The 18,055-nt window shown below is 68.1% G+C and carries 8 protein-coding genes; 4 read left to right on the top strand and 4 right to left on the bottom strand.

What is annotated here, in order from left to right:
- Positions 1-30: 30 nt before the first annotated feature.
- Positions 31-3,513, top strand: a complete 3,483-nt coding sequence (locus tag AC3WTD_RS14220) for a hybrid sensor histidine kinase/response regulator (RefSeq protein ID WP_235642426.1) — start codon at positions 31-33, stop codon at positions 3,511-3,513.
- Positions 3,514-3,520: 7 nt separating this feature from the next.
- On the opposite strand, the gene AC3WTD_RS14215 is transcribed toward AC3WTD_RS14220, so the two are convergent.
- The 4 genes from AC3WTD_RS14215 to acs form a co-directional block, all read right to left on the bottom strand.
- Positions 3,521-4,984, bottom strand: coding sequence for a glutamate synthase subunit beta (locus AC3WTD_RS14215; RefSeq protein ID WP_492614167.1), 1,464 nt, complete (start codon positions 4,982-4,984; stop codon positions 3,521-3,523).
- A gap of 20 nt (positions 4,985-5,004) precedes the next feature.
- The gene (locus tag AC3WTD_RS14210) at positions 5,005-9,708 is read right to left on the bottom strand and encodes a glutamate synthase-related protein (protein ID WP_492614166.1); all 4,704 of its coding nucleotides are present in this window, start codon (positions 9,706-9,708) and stop codon (positions 5,005-5,007) included.
- Positions 9,709-9,929: 221 nt separating this feature from the next.
- Positions 9,930-10,601: a response regulator transcription factor gene (locus AC3WTD_RS14205; protein WP_027491679.1), complete on the bottom strand. Its 672-nt coding sequence runs from the start codon at positions 10,599-10,601 to the stop codon at positions 9,930-9,932.
- Positions 10,602-10,683: 82 nt separating this feature from the next.
- Positions 10,684-12,624 carry an acetate--CoA ligase gene (acs, locus tag AC3WTD_RS14200; RefSeq protein WP_027491680.1) on the bottom strand — a complete coding sequence of 647 codons (1,941 nt, stop codon included), beginning with the start codon at positions 12,622-12,624 and terminating at the stop codon, positions 10,684-10,686.
- A 346-nt stretch (positions 12,625-12,970) separates the two neighbouring features.
- Here acs and AC3WTD_RS14195 point away from each other — a divergent pair, with 346 nt between their 5' ends.
- The 3 genes from AC3WTD_RS14195 (at position 12,971) to AC3WTD_RS14185 (ending at position 17,985) form a co-directional block, all read left to right on the top strand.
- Positions 12,971-14,353 carry a porin family protein gene (locus tag AC3WTD_RS14195; RefSeq protein WP_235642427.1) on the top strand — a complete coding sequence of 461 codons (1,383 nt, stop codon included), beginning with the start codon at positions 12,971-12,973 and terminating at the stop codon, positions 14,351-14,353.
- A 160-nt stretch (positions 14,354-14,513) separates the two neighbouring features.
- Complete coding sequence (locus tag AC3WTD_RS14190; protein ID WP_027491682.1) at positions 14,514-16,184, top strand: MFS transporter; 1,671 nt, start codon at positions 14,514-14,516, stop codon at positions 16,182-16,184.
- A gap of 127 nt (positions 16,185-16,311) precedes the next feature.
- On the top strand, positions 16,312-17,985 hold the full coding sequence (locus tag AC3WTD_RS14185; protein ID WP_492614165.1) for an AMP-binding protein: 1,674 nt from the start codon (positions 16,312-16,314) through the stop codon (positions 17,983-17,985).
- Positions 17,986-18,055 lie beyond the last annotated feature (70 nt).

The following is an 18,055-nucleotide window of genomic DNA, read 5'->3' as shown; positions in this document are numbered from 1 at the left end:
CCGTCGATGGTCCGGCCGGGAGAAGGTGACTTGATTCAAGGGTGGCTGCTGCTGCTGGTGTCGCTGCTGTATGTCGGGCTGCTGTTCGTGGTGGCCTACACCGGCGACCGCCGGCCGCTGTACCCGCGTCAGCCACGGCTGCGGCCGATCGTCTACAGCCTGGCGCTGGCGGTGTACTGCTCGTCATGGACGTTCTACGGCGCGGTCGGCACCGCCGCGCGCGACGGCCTGGCCTACCTGCCGATCTACCTCGGCCCGATCCTGCTGTTTGTGTTCGGCTACGGCCTGCTGCGCCGGCTGGTGCAGACGGTGAGGCAACGCAACATCACCTCGATCGCCGACTTCATCGGCGCGCGCTTCGGCAAGTCGCACGGGCTGGCCGCGCTGGTGGCGGTGATCGCGGTGGTCGCGGTGGTCCCTTACATCGCGCTGCAGTTCAAGGCGGTGGCGATGTCGTACGGCGTGCTCGGCGGAGTCAGGTACGGCATGGTCACGGCGGGCGGCGTCGACAGCGCGCTGTGGTGCGCGGTGCTGCTGGCGGTGTTCGCGATCCTGTTCGGCACGCGCAGCATCGACGCGACCGAACACCATCACGGCATGATGCTGGCGATCGCGCTGGAGTCGTTGATCAAGCTGCTCGCCTTCATGGCGCTGGCCGGTTACGCGCTGTGGCAGGGGCCGGGGCTGGCCGAGACGGTGCAGCGGCCGGTGGCCCAGCTCAGCCACGGTCTGTCGCCAGGCTTCCTCGCACAGACCATGCTGGCGTTCAGCGCCATGTTCTGCCTGCCGCGGCAATTCCAGATCGGCATGGTCGAGTGCGAGGATACCGGCGACCTCACCCGTGCGCGCTGGATGGTGCCGCTGTACCTGGTCATCGTCAGCGTGGCGGTGTTGCCGATCGTGGCGGCCGGCGCGCACATGCCGCTACTGCGCGACGGCACCGCCGACGCCTGGGTGCTGACCCTGCCGATGGCCCACGGCGACCGCGGCATGGCGCTGCTGGCTTTCATCGGCGGTTTCTCGGCGGCCACCGGCATGGTGATCGTGGCCTCGGTGGCGCTGTCCACGATGATCAGCAACGACCTGGTGATGCCGGCGCTGCTGCGCATCCACGCGCTGCGGCTGGAACAGCGCAGCGACCTGTCACAACTGGTGCTGGGCGTGCGCCGGGTGGCGATCGTGCTGCTGGCAGCGATGGCCTACGTTTACTACCGCGTCGCCGCCAACGCCGAGAACCTGGCAGCGACCGGCCTGCTGGCGTTCGCCGCGGTGGCGCAGTTCGCGCCGGCGCTGATCGCCGCGCTGTACTGGCGCGGGGCCAGTCGTCGCGGCGTGATCGTCGGCCTGGCCGGCGGCTTCGCGGTGTGGCTGTATACCCTGCTGCTGCCGGCGCTGATCCGCTCGGACGACTGGCTGCGGCAAGGCCCGTTCGGTTGGGATTGGCTGCGCCCGCAGGCACTGTTCCACCTGAGCGGCTGGGACCCGGTGATGCACGGCACGTTCTGGTCGCTGCTGGTGAACGTGGGCTGCCTGGTGTTCGTGTCGCTGCGGCTGCGGCCGAGCCTGGAAGAGCGCCTGCACGCGGCGGTGTTCATGGATGCCGACCCGGCCAGCCGTGGCGGTAGCGGCGACTGGCGCGGTCGCGTGGCGGTGGCCGACCTGCGCACCATCGCCGAGCGCATCGTGGGCGAGCGCAGCAGTGCGCGCGCCTTCGACGAGTACGCCCAGCGGCGCAGCAAGCCGCTGCTGGCCGGCGAGGCGGCCGACCGCGCGCTGATCCAGTACACCGAGCGCCTGCTCGCCTCGGCGGTGGGCGCGGCCAATGCGCGGCGCATCCTGATCAGCGCCCTGTCCGGCAGCGGCCTGGACCTGGCCGAGTCGATGGCGCTGCTGGACGAGGCGTCGCAGGAACTGCGCTTCAATCGCGAGCTGCTGTCCACCACGCTGGAAAACGTCTCGCAGGGGATCAGCGTGGTCGACGCGCGCATGCACCTGGTGGCGTGGAATCGGCGCTACCTGGAGCTGTTCGATTACCCCGACGGCATGGTGCACGTGGGCGTGCCGGTGGCCGAGCTGATCCGCTGGAACGCCGAGCGTGGCGAGTGCGGCCCGGGCGAGGTCGAAGCGCACGTGGCCAAGCGCATCCAGTACATGCAGGCCGGCTCGACCCATCTGTTCCAGCGCGTGCGCCCGGATGGCACGGTGATCGAGCTGCGCGGCCGCGCGCTGCCGGGTGGCGGCTACGTCACCACCTACACCGACGTCACCGCGTACAAGCACGCCGAGCAGGCGCTGATCGAGGTGAACGAGACGCTGGAGCAGCGCGTGGAGCAGCGCACCGCCGAACTGTCCGAGGCGCTAGTTGCCACCGCGCAGGCGCGCCGCGCGGCGGAAACGGCGAACATCTCCAAGACGCGCTTCCTCGCCGCCGCCAGCCACGACCTGCTGCAGCCGCTGAACGCAGCGCGCTTGTTCACCTCGGCGCTGCGCCAGCATCCCGGACTGGACGTCGAGGCCAGCGGGCTGGCCGAGCGCATCGACGCCTCGTTCAGCGCCGCCGAGGATCTGCTCGACGCGCTGCTGGACGTCTCGCGGCTGGACGCCGGCAGCTACCATCCCGAAGTCGGCGCGTTCGCACTGGCCGAGCTGTTCGATTCGCTGAAAGCACAGTTTGCGGTGATCGCCGAACGTCGCGGGCTGCGCCTGCGCATGGTGCCCACCGGCCTGGCGGTGCGCAGCGACCCGCAGCTGCTGCGCCGGATCCTGCAGAACTTCCTCTCCAACGCGCTGCGCTACACCAGCAAGGGCGGCGTGCTGCTGGGCGCGCGGCGAGTGGGTGCGGACAAGGTGCGCATCGAGGTGTGGGACTCCGGCCCGGGCATCGCGCCGGAACAGCGCGCGCGCATCTTCGACGAATTCCAGCGGCTGGAGCAGCCCTCGCCGTGGGGCGAGAAGGGGCTGGGCCTGGGGCTTTCGATCTGCGATCGCCTGTCCTGCATCCTCGGTCATCAGCTCGACCTGCATTCGCGGGTCGAGCATGGCAGCTGTTTTGCGGTGACGGTGCCGCGCAACGAGGCGGTGTCGGTGCGTCGCCAGCGCGTGCAGCGCGGCGGCACCGACAAGCAGCTGCCGTTGACCGTGCTATGCCTGGACAACGACGCCAGTATCCTCGATGGCATGCGCGCCCTGCTCAGCCGCTGGGGCGTCGACTGCCGCACCGCGCTGGACGTGGCGCAGGCCCGCGTCGAACTGAGGCGCGGGCCGATCGACCTGGTGCTGGCCGACTATCACCTGGCCGATGGCGTCGATGGCCTGCAGGCGCTGCAGCAGCTGCGCGATGCGCTGGGCGAGCTGCCGCCGGTGGCGATGATCACCGCCGACGGCAGCAGCGAACTGAAACAGCGTGCGCGGGCGCGCGGTTATCCGGTGCTGCACAAGCCGGTACGCCCGGCTGCCTTGCGCGCCCTGCTGACCGCGCTGGTGCGCCGGCAGGGCGAGGACCGGTCAGCCTGAGCCGCGATCAGCGCGGCAGGCTGGAATGGCCCATCAGGAACTCGTCCACCGCGTGCGCGCACTGGCGTCCTTCGCGGATCGCCCACACCACCAGCGACTGGCCGCGGCGCATGTCGCCGGCGGCGAACACCTTGTCCACGCTGGTGCGGTAGCCGCCGTCGGCGTCGGCAGTGGCGCGGGCGTTGCCGCGGGCATCCTTGTCCACGCCGAACGCGTCCAGCACGCCTTGTACCGGCGAGACGAAGCCCATCGCCAGCAGCACCAGGTCCGCCTGGATCTCGAACTCGCTGCCCGGGACCTCGCTCATCTTGCCGTCCTTCCACGCCAGCCGCACGCCGGTGAGGCTTTTCACGTGGCCCTTGCCGTCGTCGTTGAAGCACTTGGTGGCGACCGACCAGTCGCGCCGGCAGCCTTCCTCGTGCGAGCTGGAGGTGCGCAGGCGGAGCGGCCAGTACGGCCACACCAGCGGCTTGTTTTCCTGCAGCGGTGGCTGCGGCAGCAGCTCGAACTGGGTGATCGCCACGGCGCCGTGGCGGTTCGAGGTGCCCACGCAGTCGGAGCCGGTGTCGCCGCCACCGATCACGACGACCTGCCTGCCGGTGGCAACGAGCTGGTTTTTCAGCTTGTCGCCGGCCACGACGCGGTTCTGTTGCGGCAGGAACTCCATCGCGAAATGCACGCCCCGCAACTCGCGGCCGGGCACCGGCAGGTCGCGCGGGGTTTCCGCGCCGCCGGTGAGCACCACCGCGTCGTATTCCTGCCGCAGCTGTTCGGGCGCGATCACGCGGGGGTTGCCGTGCTGCCCGGCGTCCGCCGCGGCGCCGACGAACACGCCGGTGCGGAACTGCACGCCTTCGCCGCGCATCTGCTGCAGGCGGCGGTCGATGTGGCCCTTGTCCAGCTTGAAGTCGGGGATGCCGTAGCGCAGCAGGCCGCCGAGGCGGTCGTTCTTCTCGAACACGGTCACCGCGTGGCCGGCCCGGGCCAGCTGCTGCGCGGCGGCCAGCCCAGCCGGGCCGGAGCCGACCACGGCCACCTTCCAGCCGGTCTGGTGCGCGGCGGGCTGTGGCACCACCCAGCCTTCCTCCCACGCCTTGTCGATGATCTTGTGCTCGATCGACTTGATGCCCACCGCATCGTCGTTGATGTTCAGCGTGCACGCGGCCTCGCACGGGGCGGGGCAGATGCGGCCGGTGAACTCGGGGAAGTTGTTGGTCGAGTGCAGCACATCGATCGCGCGCTTCCAGTCCTGCCGGTACACCAGGTCGTTGAAGTCCGGGATGATGTTGTTGACCGGACAGCCCTGGTGACAGAACGGAATGCCGCAATCCATGCAGCGCGCGGCCTGCTGCGCGGCCTGGTCGTCGGACAGGTGTGCGGTGAATTCGCGCCAGTGCTTCTTGCGCTGCGCAGGCGCCTCGCTGGTTTCCTGCAGGCGCGGGTATTCGAGAAAGCCGGTGATCTTGCCCATCTGTGCGGTTCCTCGTGGACTCAGGCCGTGGCCTTCTCGGTGGATGCGGCGGTGCTCGCCGCCGGCGGTTCGGCCAGTGCGCGCTTGTACTCGTGCGGCATCACCTTGACGAAATGCGTGCGCGCATTGCCCCAGTCATGCAGGATCGCCTTGGCGCGGAAACTGCCGGTATAGCGGAAGTGCGATTCGACCAGCCGGCGCAGGATCGCCTCGTCGGTTTCGCCGGGTGCGCCGCGGGTGACGGGATGCCACAGCGCCCGCGGCACCCGCAGTTCCTGCTCGACGCCGGAGAGCAGCGGTTCCAGGCCGACCATGGCGAGGTTGCAGCGTGACTGGAAGCGCAACTCGGGATCGTAGACGTAGGCCACCCCGCCGGACATGCCGGCGGCGAAATTGCGGCCGGTTTCGCCGAGCAGGACCACGGTGCCGCCGGTCATGTATTCGCAGCCGTGGTCGCCGACACCCTCCACCACGGTGGTGGCGCCGGAGTTGCGCACGGCGAAGCGCTCGCCGGCGACGCCGTTGAAGTAGGCCTCGCCTTCGGTGGCGCCGTACAGCACCGTGTTGCCGACGATGATGTGCTCCGGGCCGAAGCCGTGGAAGTCGTTCGGCGAGCGCACGATGATGCGCCCGCCGGACAGGCCCTTGCCCACGTAGTCGTTCGCCTCGCCGACCAGGTCGAGGGTGATGCCGCGGGCCAGGAACGCGCCGAAGCTCTGTCCGGCGGTGCCGTCCATCTGGATGTGGATGGTGTCGTCGGGCAGGCCGGCATGGCCGTAGCGACGCGCCACCTCGCCGGACAGCATGGTGCCCACGGTGCGGTTGACGTTGCGCACGCCGACGATGAAGCTGGTCCGTTCGCGCTGCTCCAGCGCGGGCCGGGCCTTCTCGATCAGGCTGTGGTCGAGCGCCTTGCCGGTCTTGGCGAGGCCGTGGTCCTGTTCGGTCACGTGCCGTTGCGCCACCCCGGCCGGTACCTCGGGGCGGTGGAACACGCGGCTGAAGTCCAGCCCGCGCGCCTTCCAGTGCGCGATGCCCTGGCGGATGTCGAGCAGGTCGGCGCGGCCGACCAGCTCGTCGAAGCGGCGGATGCCCAGCTGCGCCATGATCCGGCGCGCTTCCTCGGCCACGAAGAAGAAGTAGTTCACCACGTGTTCGGGCTTGCCGCTGAACTTCCGGCGCAGCACCGGATCCTGCGTGGCCACGCCGGTGGGGCAGGTGTTGAGATGGCACTTGCGCATCATGATGCAGCCTTCCACCACCAGCGGCGCGGTGGCGAAGCCGAACTCGTCAGCACCGAGCAGGGCGCCGATCACCACGTCGCGGCCGGTCTTCATCTGGCCGTCCGCCTGCACCCGGATGCGTCCGCGCAACTGGTTCAGCACCAGCGTCTGCTGGGTTTCGGCCAGGCCCAGTTCCCACGGCGTGCCGGCGTGCTTGATCGACGACCAGGACGAGGCGCCGGTGCCGCCGTCATGGCCGGCGATCACCACGTGGTCGGCCTTGGCCTTGGCCACGCCGGCCGCTACCGTGCCTACGCCCACTTCGGACACCAGCTTCACCGAGATCGACGCCTGCGGGTTGCAGTTCTTCAGGTCGTGGATGAGCTGGGCCAGGTCCTCGATCGAGTAGATGTCGTGGTGTGGCGGCGGCGAGATCAGGCCTACCCCGGGCACCGAGAAACGCAGCTGCGCGATGTACTCGGAGACCTTGTGGCCGGGCAGCTGGCCGCCCTCGCCGGGCTTGGCGCCCTGCGAGATCTTGATCTGGATCTGGTCGGCCGAGACCAGGTAGGCCGCGGTGACGCCGAAGCGGCCGGAGGCCACCTGCTTGATGCGCGAACGCAGCGAGTCGCCAGCCTGCAGCTCGAGGTCGCGCTCGATGTGCGCCTTGCCGAGGATGCCGGCGACGGTGTCGCCCTGCTTGATCGCCACGCCGCGCAACTCGCCCTGGTAGCGCGCCTCGTCCTCGCCGCCCTCGCCGGTGTTGGACTTGCCGCCGATGCGGTTCATCGCGATGGCGAGGGTGGTGTGCGCCTCGGTCGAGATCGAGCCCAGCGACATCGCGCCGGTGACGAAGCGCTTGACGATCTCGCCGGCCGGTTCCACCTCGTCCAGCGCGATCGCGGCGGCCGGATCGGCGCGGAACTCGAACAACCCGCGCAGCGTCATCAGGCGCCGGGTCTGGTCGTTGACCAGCTGCGAATACTCCTGGTAGGTCTGCGCGTTGTTGGCGCGGGTGGCGTGCTGCAGCTTGGCCACCATATCCGGCGTCCACATGTGCTCCTCGCCGCGCACGCGCCAGGCATACTCGCCGCCCGCGTCCAGCGCGTCGGCCAGCACCGGGTCGTCGCCGTAGGCGGCGGCGTGCAGGCGCAGCGCTTCCTCGGCCACCTCGAACAGGCCGATACCCTCGATGTTGGAAGTGGTGCCGGTGAAGTACTTGTCGACCAGGTCGCGGTTCAGGCCCACCGCCTCGAAGATCTGCGCGCCGGTGTAGGACATGTAGGTGGAGATGCCCATCTTGGACATCACCTTCTGCAAACCCTTGTCGATCGCCTTGACGTAGTTGTGCAGCGCTTTGTCCACGCTGATCCCGCCGCTGCCCGCGGCGAAGTGCTGTGCCAGCACTTCCATCGCCAGGTAGGGGTGGATCGCCTCGGCGCCGTAGCCGGCGAGCAGGGCGAAGTGGTGCACCTCGCGCGCCGAGCCGGTCTCCACCACCAGGCCGGTGCTGGTGCGCAGGCCCTGGGTGACCAGGTGCTGGTGGATGGCCGAGGTGGCCAGCAGGGCCGGGATCGCCACGTGCTCGCGGTCGCTGCGCCGGTCGGACACGATCAGGATGTTGTGGCCCTGGCGGATCGCGTCGGTGGCCTGCGCGCACAGCGAGGCGAGGCGCGCCTCGATGCCGGCCTTGCCCCAGCTCGCCGGATAGGTGATGTCCAGCTCGAAGCTGCGGAACTTGCCCTTGGAGTAGCGCCCGATCCTGCGGATCTTGGCCATCTCGGCGAAATCCAGCACCGGCTGGGCCACCTCCAGCCGCAGCGGCGGGTTGATGTTGTTGATGTCCAGCAGGTTGGGCTTGGGCCCGATGAAGGACACCAGCGACATCACCAGCTGTTCGCGGATCGGATCGATCGACGGGTTGGTGACCTGCGCGAACAGCTGGCGGAAATACTGGTACAGCGACTTGCTGCGTTCCGACAGCACGGCCAGCGGCGAATCGTTGCCCATCGCGCCGATCGCTTCCTCGCCGGCCTGCGCCATCGGCAGCAGCTGGAACTTCAGGTCTTCCTGGGTGTAACCGAAGGCCTGCTGGCGGTCGAGCAGGCTGTCGACGACGTGCGACTCGGCACGCGGTTCCGGCAACGCGTCCAGCTTGATCCGGATGTGTTCGATCCACTGCTTGTACGGCCGGGCGTTGGCCAGCTGGTCCTTCAGTTCCTTGTCGTCGATGATGCGGCCCGCCTCCATGTCGATTAGCAGCATCCGGCCTGGCTGCAGCCGCCACTTCTTCACGATGCGCGATTCGGCGATCGGCAGCACGCCGGCCTCCGAGGCCAGGATCACCAGGTCGTCGTCGGTGATCAGGTAGCGCGCCGGGCGCAGGCCGTTGCGGTCGAGCGTGGCGCCGACCTGGCGGCCGTCGGTGAAGGCGATCGCGGCGGGGCCGTCCCACGGCTCCATCATCGCGGCGTGGTACTCGTAGAACGCGCGGCGGTTGTCGTCCATCAGCGTGTGACGTTCCCACGCCTCGGGAATCATCATCATCATCGCGTGCGACAGCGGGTAGCCCGCCATGGTCAGCAGCTCGAGGCAGTTGTCGAACGAGGCGGTGTCGGACTGGCCGGGATAGATCAGCGGCCACAGTTTGGCCAAGTCGTCGCCGAGCACCGGCGAGGAGATCGCGCCGGTGCGCGCGTTGATCCAGTTGACGTTGCCCTTGACTGTGTTGATCTCGCCGTTGTGCGCGATCATGCGGTACGGGTGGGCCAGCTCCCAGGCCGGGAAGGTGTTGGTGGAGAAGCGCTGGTGCACCAGCGCCAGCGCCGACACGGTGCGCGGGTCGGCCAGGTCGAGATAGTACCGGCCGACCTGGCCGGCCAGCAGCAGGCCCTTGTAGACCACCGTGCGGCTGGACATCGAGGGGACGAAGTATTCCTTGCCGTGCTTCAGGCCCAGCGCGCGGATCGCGTGGCTGGAGGTCTTGCGGATGACGTACAGCTTGCGCTCCAGCGTGTCGGGCACCATCACGTCCGGCCCGCGCCCGATGAAGATCTGCCGCACCACCGGCTCGGTGGCCTTGACCGCCGGCGACATCGGCATGTCGGCATCGACGCGCACGTCGCGCCAGCCCAGCACCACCTGGCCCTCGGCCAGCACCTTGCGCTCCAGCTCCTGTTCGCAGGCCAGCCGCGAGGCATGCTCCTTGGGCAGGAAGATCATGCCCACGCCGTACTCGCCCGGCGGCGGCAGCTGCACGCCCTGCTGCGCCATGTCCTCGCGGTAGAGCTGGTCGGGGATCTGGATCAGGATGCCGGCGCCGTCGCCCATCAGCGGATCGGCACCGACCGCGCCGCGATGGTCCAGGTTGCGCAGGATCAGCAGGCCCTGCTGGACGATGTCATGGCTTTTCCGGCCCTTGATATGGGCGACGAAACCCACGCCGCAGGCGTCGTGTTCGTTGGACGGGTTATACAAACCCTGCGCGTGCGGCTGAGCCATGTTCTTTACTCCCGGTATGGGGAGGATCGACTATAGTGCGCCGCAACAAAAGAAAGCAAGAAAATCAAATGGCCGTATATAAGGCTGATTGCGCGAAGCAGGCGGGCGCGGTTCGCCGGCACGACGGAAGCGGCGGCCAGACCGCGTCAGGATGGCGTTGGACGTGGCCTGACGGTGACCGGACGGCGGGTGCGCCGGGTTGGCCGGCTGCCTGAACGGGATCAGTCGGAGTCGTCCGGCATAGCCGGCAGGCCTTCCTGGTCGACCGCCAGCTGGCTGGCGAGCAGCGCGACCTGGGTGCGGTTGTTGACCCCGAGCTTGCGCATGATCGCGGTCATGTGTGCCTTCACCGTGGCCTCGGAGACGCCCAGCTCCCAGGCGATCTGCTTGTTCAGCAGGCCCTCGGCGATCATCGTCATCACGCGGAACTGCTGCGGCGTCAGCGCGGCGACCTGCGCGGCGGCGGCGGCTTCGTCGGGCCTCAGTTCGCCGGGGCCGCCGAGCAGGGCCGGTGGCAGCCACACGTCGCCGTCGAGCACGGCGCGGATCGCCGCCACGATGTCGGTACCGGCGGTGGACTTGGGGATGTACGCCGAGGCGCCGTGCGCCAGCGCGCGGCGCGCCACCTGTGCCTCCTCGTGACCGGACACCACGATGGTCGGCAGCCCGGGATACTGGCCACGGATGTGTGCCAGCGCCGAATAGCCGCGCGCGCCGGGCATGTGCAGGTCCAGCAGCAGCAGTTCGGCGTCGGGGAACTGCTCGATCAGGCCGAGCAACGCGTGCACGCTGTCAGCGTTGTGCACGCGCGCCTGCGGCACCGCCGTCAGCACGGCGCGCTGCAGCGCGTCGCGGAACAGCGGATGGTCGTCGGCGATCAGGATGTCGGTCATGGCCGGGATCCGGGATTGGGGATTCGAGATTCGGAAGAGCGGCTTTTGCGTATCCCGAATCCCGTCTCCCGGATCCCGTCGCTTATTTGATCAGCCGCTCGTCCACCAGGTTCTTCACTACGCCAGGATCGGCCAGGGTGGTGATGTCGCCGAGCTGGTCGGGCAGATTCTCGCCGATCTTGCGCAGGATGCGGCGCATGATCTTGCCCGAGCGGGTCTTCGGCAGGCCGGGCGCCCACTGCAGGTAGTCCGGCGTGGCGATCGGGCCGATCTCCTTGCGCACCCAGGCGATCAGTTCCTTGCGCAGCTCGTCGCTGCCGGTTTCGCCCGCGACCAGGGTGACGTATGCATAGATGCCCTGGCCCTTGATCTCGTGCGGGCAGCCGACCACGGCGGCCTCGGCCACCTTCGGGTGCGCTACCAGCGCGCTTTCCACCTCGGCGGTGCCGAGGCGGTGGCCGGACACGTTGATCACGTCATCGACGCGGCCGGTGATCCAGTAGTAACCGTCCTCGTCGCGGCGTGCGCCGTCGCCGGAGAAGTAGTTGCCGGGGTAGGCGCTGAAGTAGGTCTCGATGAAGCGCTGGTGGTCGCCGTAGATGGTGCGCACCTGGCCGGGCCAGGAATCGGTGATCAGCAGGTTGCCCTCGGCCACGCCTTCCTGCACGGTGCCTTCGGCGTCGACGATCGCCGGCTTCACGCCGAAGAACGGCAGCGTGGCCGAGCCGGGCTTGGTGGCGATGGCGCCGGGCAGCGGCGAGATCATGATGCCGCCGGTCTCGGTCTGCCACCAGGTGTCGACGATCGGGCAGCGTTCGTCGCCCACCACGCGGTAGTACCACTCCCATGCCTCCGGGTTGATCGGCTCGCCGACCGAGCCGAGCAGGCGCAGCGACGCGCGCGAGCACTTCTTCACCGGTGCCTCTCCCTCGCGCATCAGCGCGCGGATCGCGGTGGGGGCGGTGTAGAAGATGGTGACCTGGTGCTTGTCGATCACCTGCCAGAAGCGGCTGTGGTCCGGGTAGTTCGGCACGCCCTCGAACATCACCGTGGTGGCGCCGTTGCACAGCGGGCCATACACCACGTAGCTGTGGCCGGTGACCCAGCCGACGTCGGCGGTGCACCAGTAGATGTCGTCCTCACGCAGGTCGAACACCTGCTCGTGGGTGTAGCTGATGAACACCAGGTAGCCGCCGGTCGAATGCTGCACGCCCTTGGGCTTGCCGGTGGAACCGGAGGTATATAGCACGAACAGCGGGTGCTCGGCCTCGACCGGGGTCGGCGGGCAGTCGACCGACTGGCCTTCCATCAGGGTGTGCCAGTAGCGGTCGCGCGGCGACTGCATGTTGACCGCACCGCCGGTGTGGCGCACCACGATCACGGTCTCCACGCTGTGGGTGCCGGGCCGCTCCAGCGCCGCGTCCACGTTGACCTTGAGCGGGATGTGCTTGCCGGCGCGCAGGCCCTCGTCGGCGGTGATCACCACCTTGGCCTGCGAGTCGACGATGCGCCCGGCTAGCGAGTCGGGCGAGAAGCCGCCGAACACCACCGAGTGGATCGCGCCCAGGCGGGCGCAGGCCAGCATCGCCACCGCTGCCTCGGGGATCATCGGCAGGTAGATCGCCACGCGGTCGCCCTTGACCACGCCCAGGTGCTTCAGCGTGTTGGCGAACTTGCACACCTCGGCGTGCAGCTCGCGGTAGGTGATCTTGCGCGAATTGTTCGGGTCGTCGCCCTCGAAGATGATCGCCACCTTGTCGCCGCGCTTGGCCAGCTGGCGGTCGAGGCAGTTGGCGGACACGTTGAGCTCGCCGTCCTCGTACCAGCGGATGTGCAGGTCCTTCGGGTCGAATGAGACGTTCTTGATCTTCGTCGGCGGCTTGATCCAGTCCAGACGCTGGCCGATGCGGCCCCAAAAGCCCTCCGGGTCGCTGACCGACTCGGCGTACAGGCGCACGTAATCGTCGTGGCGCAGGCGCGCGGCGGCGGCAAACGACGGGTTGACCGGATAGAGCTTGGACATGGCTGGGCTCCTGCTGGCTCGCATGGAAGATGGCAACGGGGATACCGCGGCAGACGCAAGCAAGCGCCCGGCGGCGTGCATGCTTCGAGTGTAGCCCGATCGCCGTGGAGGTGGCGTCGCGCCGCCGTCTCGACTTTGGTCGAAGTTCGACCAATGGCGAATAGTCGCTCGCGCCGCAGCATGGCCATGCTCGAAGTGCCGGGATTCGGGATGGAGGATTCGGGATACGCCAAAAGCGCCCGCAGTCCGGATTCCACTGAAACCCGCTTCCAACAAGCCTTCAAAAACAGCCGATGGAGTTGCCGACGAGCAGCCCATCCCATCGAACCTCTGGGGAGACGCACGCATGAGCCAACGACCTACCCATCGTTATTCCGCGCTTGCCCTGAGCATGGCTTGCGCGCTGATGCTTCCGCTGGCCGGTCACGCGCAGAACAACGCGCGCGAGCAGCAACTCGAACAGCGCGTGGCGCAGCTCGAGCAGCAATTGAACGAGTTGAAGGCAATGATCCAGGCGCAGAAGGCTGCGCCCGCCCAGCCCGCGTCGCAGACGGTGCCTGCGCAGAACGTGGCGGCGGCCCCGGCGACACCGGTGTTCAGCAGCGCGCCGGGCGTGTCGGTGGCGCTGCACGGCTTCGTCAGCGCCAGCGCATTCAGCCAGAACAGGAGCTTCACCTACGGCAACGGCCAGAACGCGCTGTTCCCGATTCCCGGCTCGAAGGGCTCGCTGTCCGGCGTCGACGTGCGCAACACGCGCTTCTGGCTCGACTTCAAGGGCGCCAAGTTCGCCGGCAACTGGAGCGGCGGCGGGCGCATCGAGATGGACTTGTTCGGCGGCTTCAACGGCACCGGCGCGTACAGCCAGCAGCAGCCGAACCCGCGCCTGCGCCAGGCCTACATGGACCTGACCAACCCGGAGACCGGCACCACGGTGCGCATCGGCCAGCAGTGGGACCTGATGTTCCCGGTCGACGGCTCGCCCACCTCGCTGGCGCACATCGCATTCCCGCTCGGCTTCGGCTCCGGTTATGGCGGCTGGCGCTTCCCTGGCGTGGTGGTGATGCAGGACCTCAATCACGGTAGCACCGGCGCACAGTGGCGGCTGGATGTGGGCGCGTTCGAAGGCACCTGGAACGGACCCGGCAACAACGTCAACTACCTCACCGCAGGCAGCGCTGGTTTCCGCCCGCAGGTGGAGGCACGCTTGCACGTGCAGGACAAGACCTGGCTGGCATACTTCGCCGCGCACTACAGCAAGGTCGATCTGCGCGGCGTGGGCGGCACCGCGCCGACGCCGATCAAGTCCGACGTCAAGAGCGTCGGCTACGAGATCGGCGGCCAGTGGAAGCCCGGTCCGTGGACATTCAAGGGGCTGGCCTACGCCGGCAATGGCCTCGGCGAGATCTTCGGCGCGATGTCGCAGTTCGGCGACATCAGCGAACGCGGCGGCTTCGTGCAGGCGGGTTACAGCTTCACGCCGAACTGGAGCCTGTACGCGTTCTACGCCTACAACAAACCCGACACCAAGGACGTGATCGCCTGGATGGGCCACGGCTCGACCGGCTTGCTGCGCAACCGGCAGGCGGCGCTGAGCCTGCAGTACACCGCCGGGTCGTATGACCTCAGCGCCGAATGGATGCACAACAAGCTCGACTCCACCAGCAACGGCGTGGATCGCAAGACCACCACCGGCAACCAGTTCAGCCTCAACGCGCTTTATCGCTTCTGAAAGTCGCGGCGGCGTGCCACGTGCACGCCGCCGCTGATCACCTCCCGTCGCATCGGGAGCATGACGGGGTGCGGTCCGGTAGGAGGGACGAATCGCATCTCCCCATTTCTCCCCAGGCTTCCTGGGAGAGGCATCTCACTATCTCGGGAGGGGAAACACCATGGCCACAACAGCCATCGACGCCATTGGCGGCAATGCCAGCGGCAAGCTCGACGTCAGCCACAAGCGGGTGATCCTGGCGTCCAGCCTGGGCACCGTGTTCGAGTGGTACGACTTCTACCTGTACGGCTCGCTCGCCGTGATCATCGGCCACCAGTTCTTCTCGGGGTTGAATGAAGCGAGCCAGCTGGTGTTCGCCCTGCTCGCGTTCGCCGCCGGCTTCGCGGTGCGTCCGTTCGGTGCGCTGGTGTTCGGCCGGGTCGGTGACCTGGTTGGGCGCAAGTACACCTTCCTGATCACCATTGTGATCATGGGCCTGTCCACCTTCTTCGTCGGCCTGCTGCCCAGTTACGGCTCGATCGGCGTGGCGGCGCCGGTGATCCTGATCGCGCTGCGCATGCTGCAGGGCCTGGCGCTGGGCGGCGAGTACGGCGGTGCCGCCACCTACGTGGCCGAGCATGCCCCGCCGGGCAAGCGCGGCCTGTACACCAGCTTCATCCAGATCACCGCCACCTTCGGCCTGTTCCTGTCGCTGCTGGTGATCCTGGGCTGCAAGTGGCTGCTCGGCGACAAGTTCAACGACTGGGGCTGGCGCATCCCGTTCCTGCTGTCCTCGCTGCTGCTGGCGGTCTCGGTGTACATCCGCATGCAGCTGGCGGAGTCGCCGGTGTTCGAGCAGATGAAGGAAGAGGGCAAGACCTCGAAGGCGCCGCTGACCGAGTCGTTCGCGCGCTGGGGCAACCTCAAGCTGGTGATCCTGGCCCTGCTCGGCGCCACCGCCGGCCAGGCCGTGGTGTGGTACTGCGGCCAGTTCTACGCGATGTACTTCCTCGGCAGCACGCTGAAGATCGACGCCACCACCACCCAGTTGCTGATCGCCGCGGCACTGCTGATTGGCACGCCGTTCTTTGTGTTCTTCGGCTGGCTGTCGGACAAGATCGGCCGTAAGCCGGTGGTGCTGGCCGGCTGCCTGCTCGCCGCGCTGACCTACTTCCCGATCTTCAAGGGGCTCACCCACTACGGCAATCCGGCGATCGAGGCGGCCAGCGTGGCAGCGCCGGTCAAGGTGCAGGCCGATCCCGCCGGCTGCAGCGTGCAGATCGACCTGATCGGCAAGAAGGTGTTCACCAGCTCCTGCGACGTGGCCAAGAGCTATCTGGCCAAGCGCGGCGTACCGTACGAGAACGTGGCCGCGGCGCCGGGCACGGTGGCGGTGGTCTCGGTTGGCGGTCAGAACTTCACCGCCTTCGAGGGCGGCGCGCTGGCCAAGGCGGACTTCACCGCACAGAGCAAGGCGTTCGGCGACAGCGTGGGCAAGGCGCTGGCTGCCGCCGGTTATCCGGCCAAGGCCGACCCGGCGCAGACCAACACGCCCATGCTGGTGGTGCTGCTGACCTTGCTGGTGATCTACGTGACCATGGTCTACGGGCCGATCGCCGCGTGGCTGGTGGAGATGTTCCCCACCCGCATCCGCTACACCTCGATGAGCCTGCCGTACCACATCGGCAACGGCTGGTTCGGCGGCTTCCTGCCCTCGGTGTCGTTCGGCATCGTGGCGGCCACCGGCAATTTCTACGCCGGCCTGTGGTACCCGGTGGCGATTGCGGCGATGACCTTCGTGATCGGCACGCTGTTCGTGCGCGAGACCAAGGACGTCGACCTCAGCGACTGAGGGCGGTCGCTGGGACGCGAGGAACGCAGCGGCGCCAGCCGCTGCGTTTTTCTTTGGCCGCGACGACCGGCGGCGCCGCTATGCTGGTGTCCGCGCGGCACGCCAGAAAGACCCGAGGAGATCGCGCATGAGCGAGGCACCGAGCTACGTCCATGGCGCCAGCGCGCAGCCGCTGCTGGGCGACACCGTGGGTTCACTGATCGACCGCATCGCCGCTGCGCATCCCGGGCGGCCGGCACTGGTGGTGCGCGCGCAGGGTGTGCGCCTGAGCTATCGCGAGTTCCATGCCGAAGTGGAACGCGTCGCCGCCGGCCTGCTCGCACTGGGCCTGGTGCGCGGCGACCGCGTCGGCATCTGGTCGCCGAACCGGGCCGAATGGGTGCTGCTGCAGTTTGCCGCGCCGAAGGCCGGGCTGGTGCTGGTCAACATCAATCCGGCCTATCGCCTGCACGAGCTGGAGTACTCGCTGAACAAGGTGGGTTGCTGCGCGCTGGTGCTGCCGCGCCACTTCAAGACCTCGCACTACCTGGACATCCTCGCCGAGCTGGCGCCGGAACTGGCAGTCAGCGCGCCCGGCCAATTGCGCTCGGCGCGACTGCCGACGCTGCGCGAGGTGATCGTGCTCGACGACGAACCGGCGCCCGGCACGCGCCGCTGGCGGGAGCTGGCGGAACGCGGCGACGCCGCGGCACTGGCGCATCTGCACGCGGCGGAGCACGAGCTGGGTTTCGACGACCCGGTCAACATCCAGTTCACCTCCGGCACCACCGGCGCGCCGAAGGGCGCCACGCTGACCCACCACAACATCGTCAACAACGGCTGGTTCATCGGCGAGGCGATGCGCCTCACCGAGCACGACCGATTGTGCATCCCGGTGCCGTTCTACCACTGCTTCGGCATGGTGCTGGGCAACCTCGCCTGCGTCACCCATGGCGCTTGCATGGTGATCCCGGGCGAGGGTTTCGACGCGCTGGCCACGCTGGAAACCGTGGCCGCGGAGAAGTGCACCGGCTTGCATGGCGTGCCGACGATGTTCATTGCCGAACTGGAGCACCCGCGCTTCGCCGAGTTCGACCTGTCGACCCTGCGTACCGGCATCATGGCCGGCTCGCCGTGCCCGATCGAGGTGATGCGGCGGGTGGTCGACGAAATGCACCTGGGCGAGATCACCATTGCCTACGGCATGACCGAGACCAGCCCGGTCAGCTTCCAGACCGTGCCGGACGACCCGCTGGAGCGCCGGGTGGACAGCGTGGGGCGGGTCCATCCGCAGCTGGAGGTGAAACTGGTCGACGAGCGCGGGCGCATCGTGCCACGCGGCACCCCGGGCGAGCTGTGCACGCGTGGTTATTCGGTGATGCTGGGTTACTGGGAAGACACCGAACGCACCCGCGAGGTGATTGACGAGGCGCGCTGGATGCACACCGGCGACCTCGCCACGCTGGACGACGATGGCTATTGCCGCATCGTGGGCCGGCTCAAGGACATGATCATCCGCGGCGGCGAGAACATCTCCCCGCGCGAGATCGAGGAGTTCCTCTACACCTATCCGAAGGTGCTCGACGTGCAGGTGTTCGGCGTGCCCGATGCGAAGTTCGGCGAGCAGGTCTGCGCGTGGATCCGCCTGCGCGAAGGCAGCGAGGCCAGCGTGGCCGAGATCCAGGATTACTGCCGCCACCACCTCGCCTACTACAAGGTGCCGCATTACGTGCGCTTCGTCGACGCGTTCCCGATGACGGTGACCGGCAAGGTGCAGAAATACCTGATGCGCGAGGCGATGGTTGCGGAATTGGGCCTGTAGGAGATTCTATGTTGTTGGTCAAGCCATCTGATGCGCCTTGGCGCGGTAGTTGGACTGGTTTTTGAGCAGC

Source organism: Rhodanobacter sp. FW106-PBR-R2A-1-15 (genome assembly GCF_058789735.1).
Note: the sequence above shows the minus strand (reverse complement) of the source record. Positions and strands in the feature narration are given on the sequence as shown.

What these genes read in the sequence shown, in the direction of transcription:
- AC3WTD_RS14185 (WP_492614165.1), top strand. Translation starts at nt 16,312, where the DNA reads ATGAGCGAGGCACCGAGCTACGTCCATGGCGCCAGCGCGCAGCCGCTG.
- AC3WTD_RS14210 (WP_492614166.1), bottom strand. Translation starts at nt 9,708, where the DNA reads ATGGCTCAGCCGCACGCGCAGGGTTTGTATAACCCGTCCAACGAACAC.
- acs (WP_027491680.1), bottom strand. Translation starts at nt 12,624, where the DNA reads ATGTCCAAGCTCTATCCGGTCAACCCGTCGTTTGCCGCCGCCGCGCGC.
- AC3WTD_RS14205 (WP_027491679.1), bottom strand. Translation starts at nt 10,601, where the DNA reads ATGACCGACATCCTGATCGCCGACGACCATCCGCTGTTCCGCGACGCG.
- AC3WTD_RS14195 (WP_235642427.1), top strand. Translation starts at nt 12,971, where the DNA reads ATGAGCCAACGACCTACCCATCGTTATTCCGCGCTTGCCCTGAGCATG.
- AC3WTD_RS14215 (WP_492614167.1), bottom strand. Translation starts at nt 4,984, where the DNA reads ATGGGCAAGATCACCGGCTTTCTCGAATACCCGCGCCTGCAGGAAACC.
- AC3WTD_RS14190 (WP_027491682.1), top strand. Translation starts at nt 14,514, where the DNA reads ATGGCCACAACAGCCATCGACGCCATTGGCGGCAATGCCAGCGGCAAG.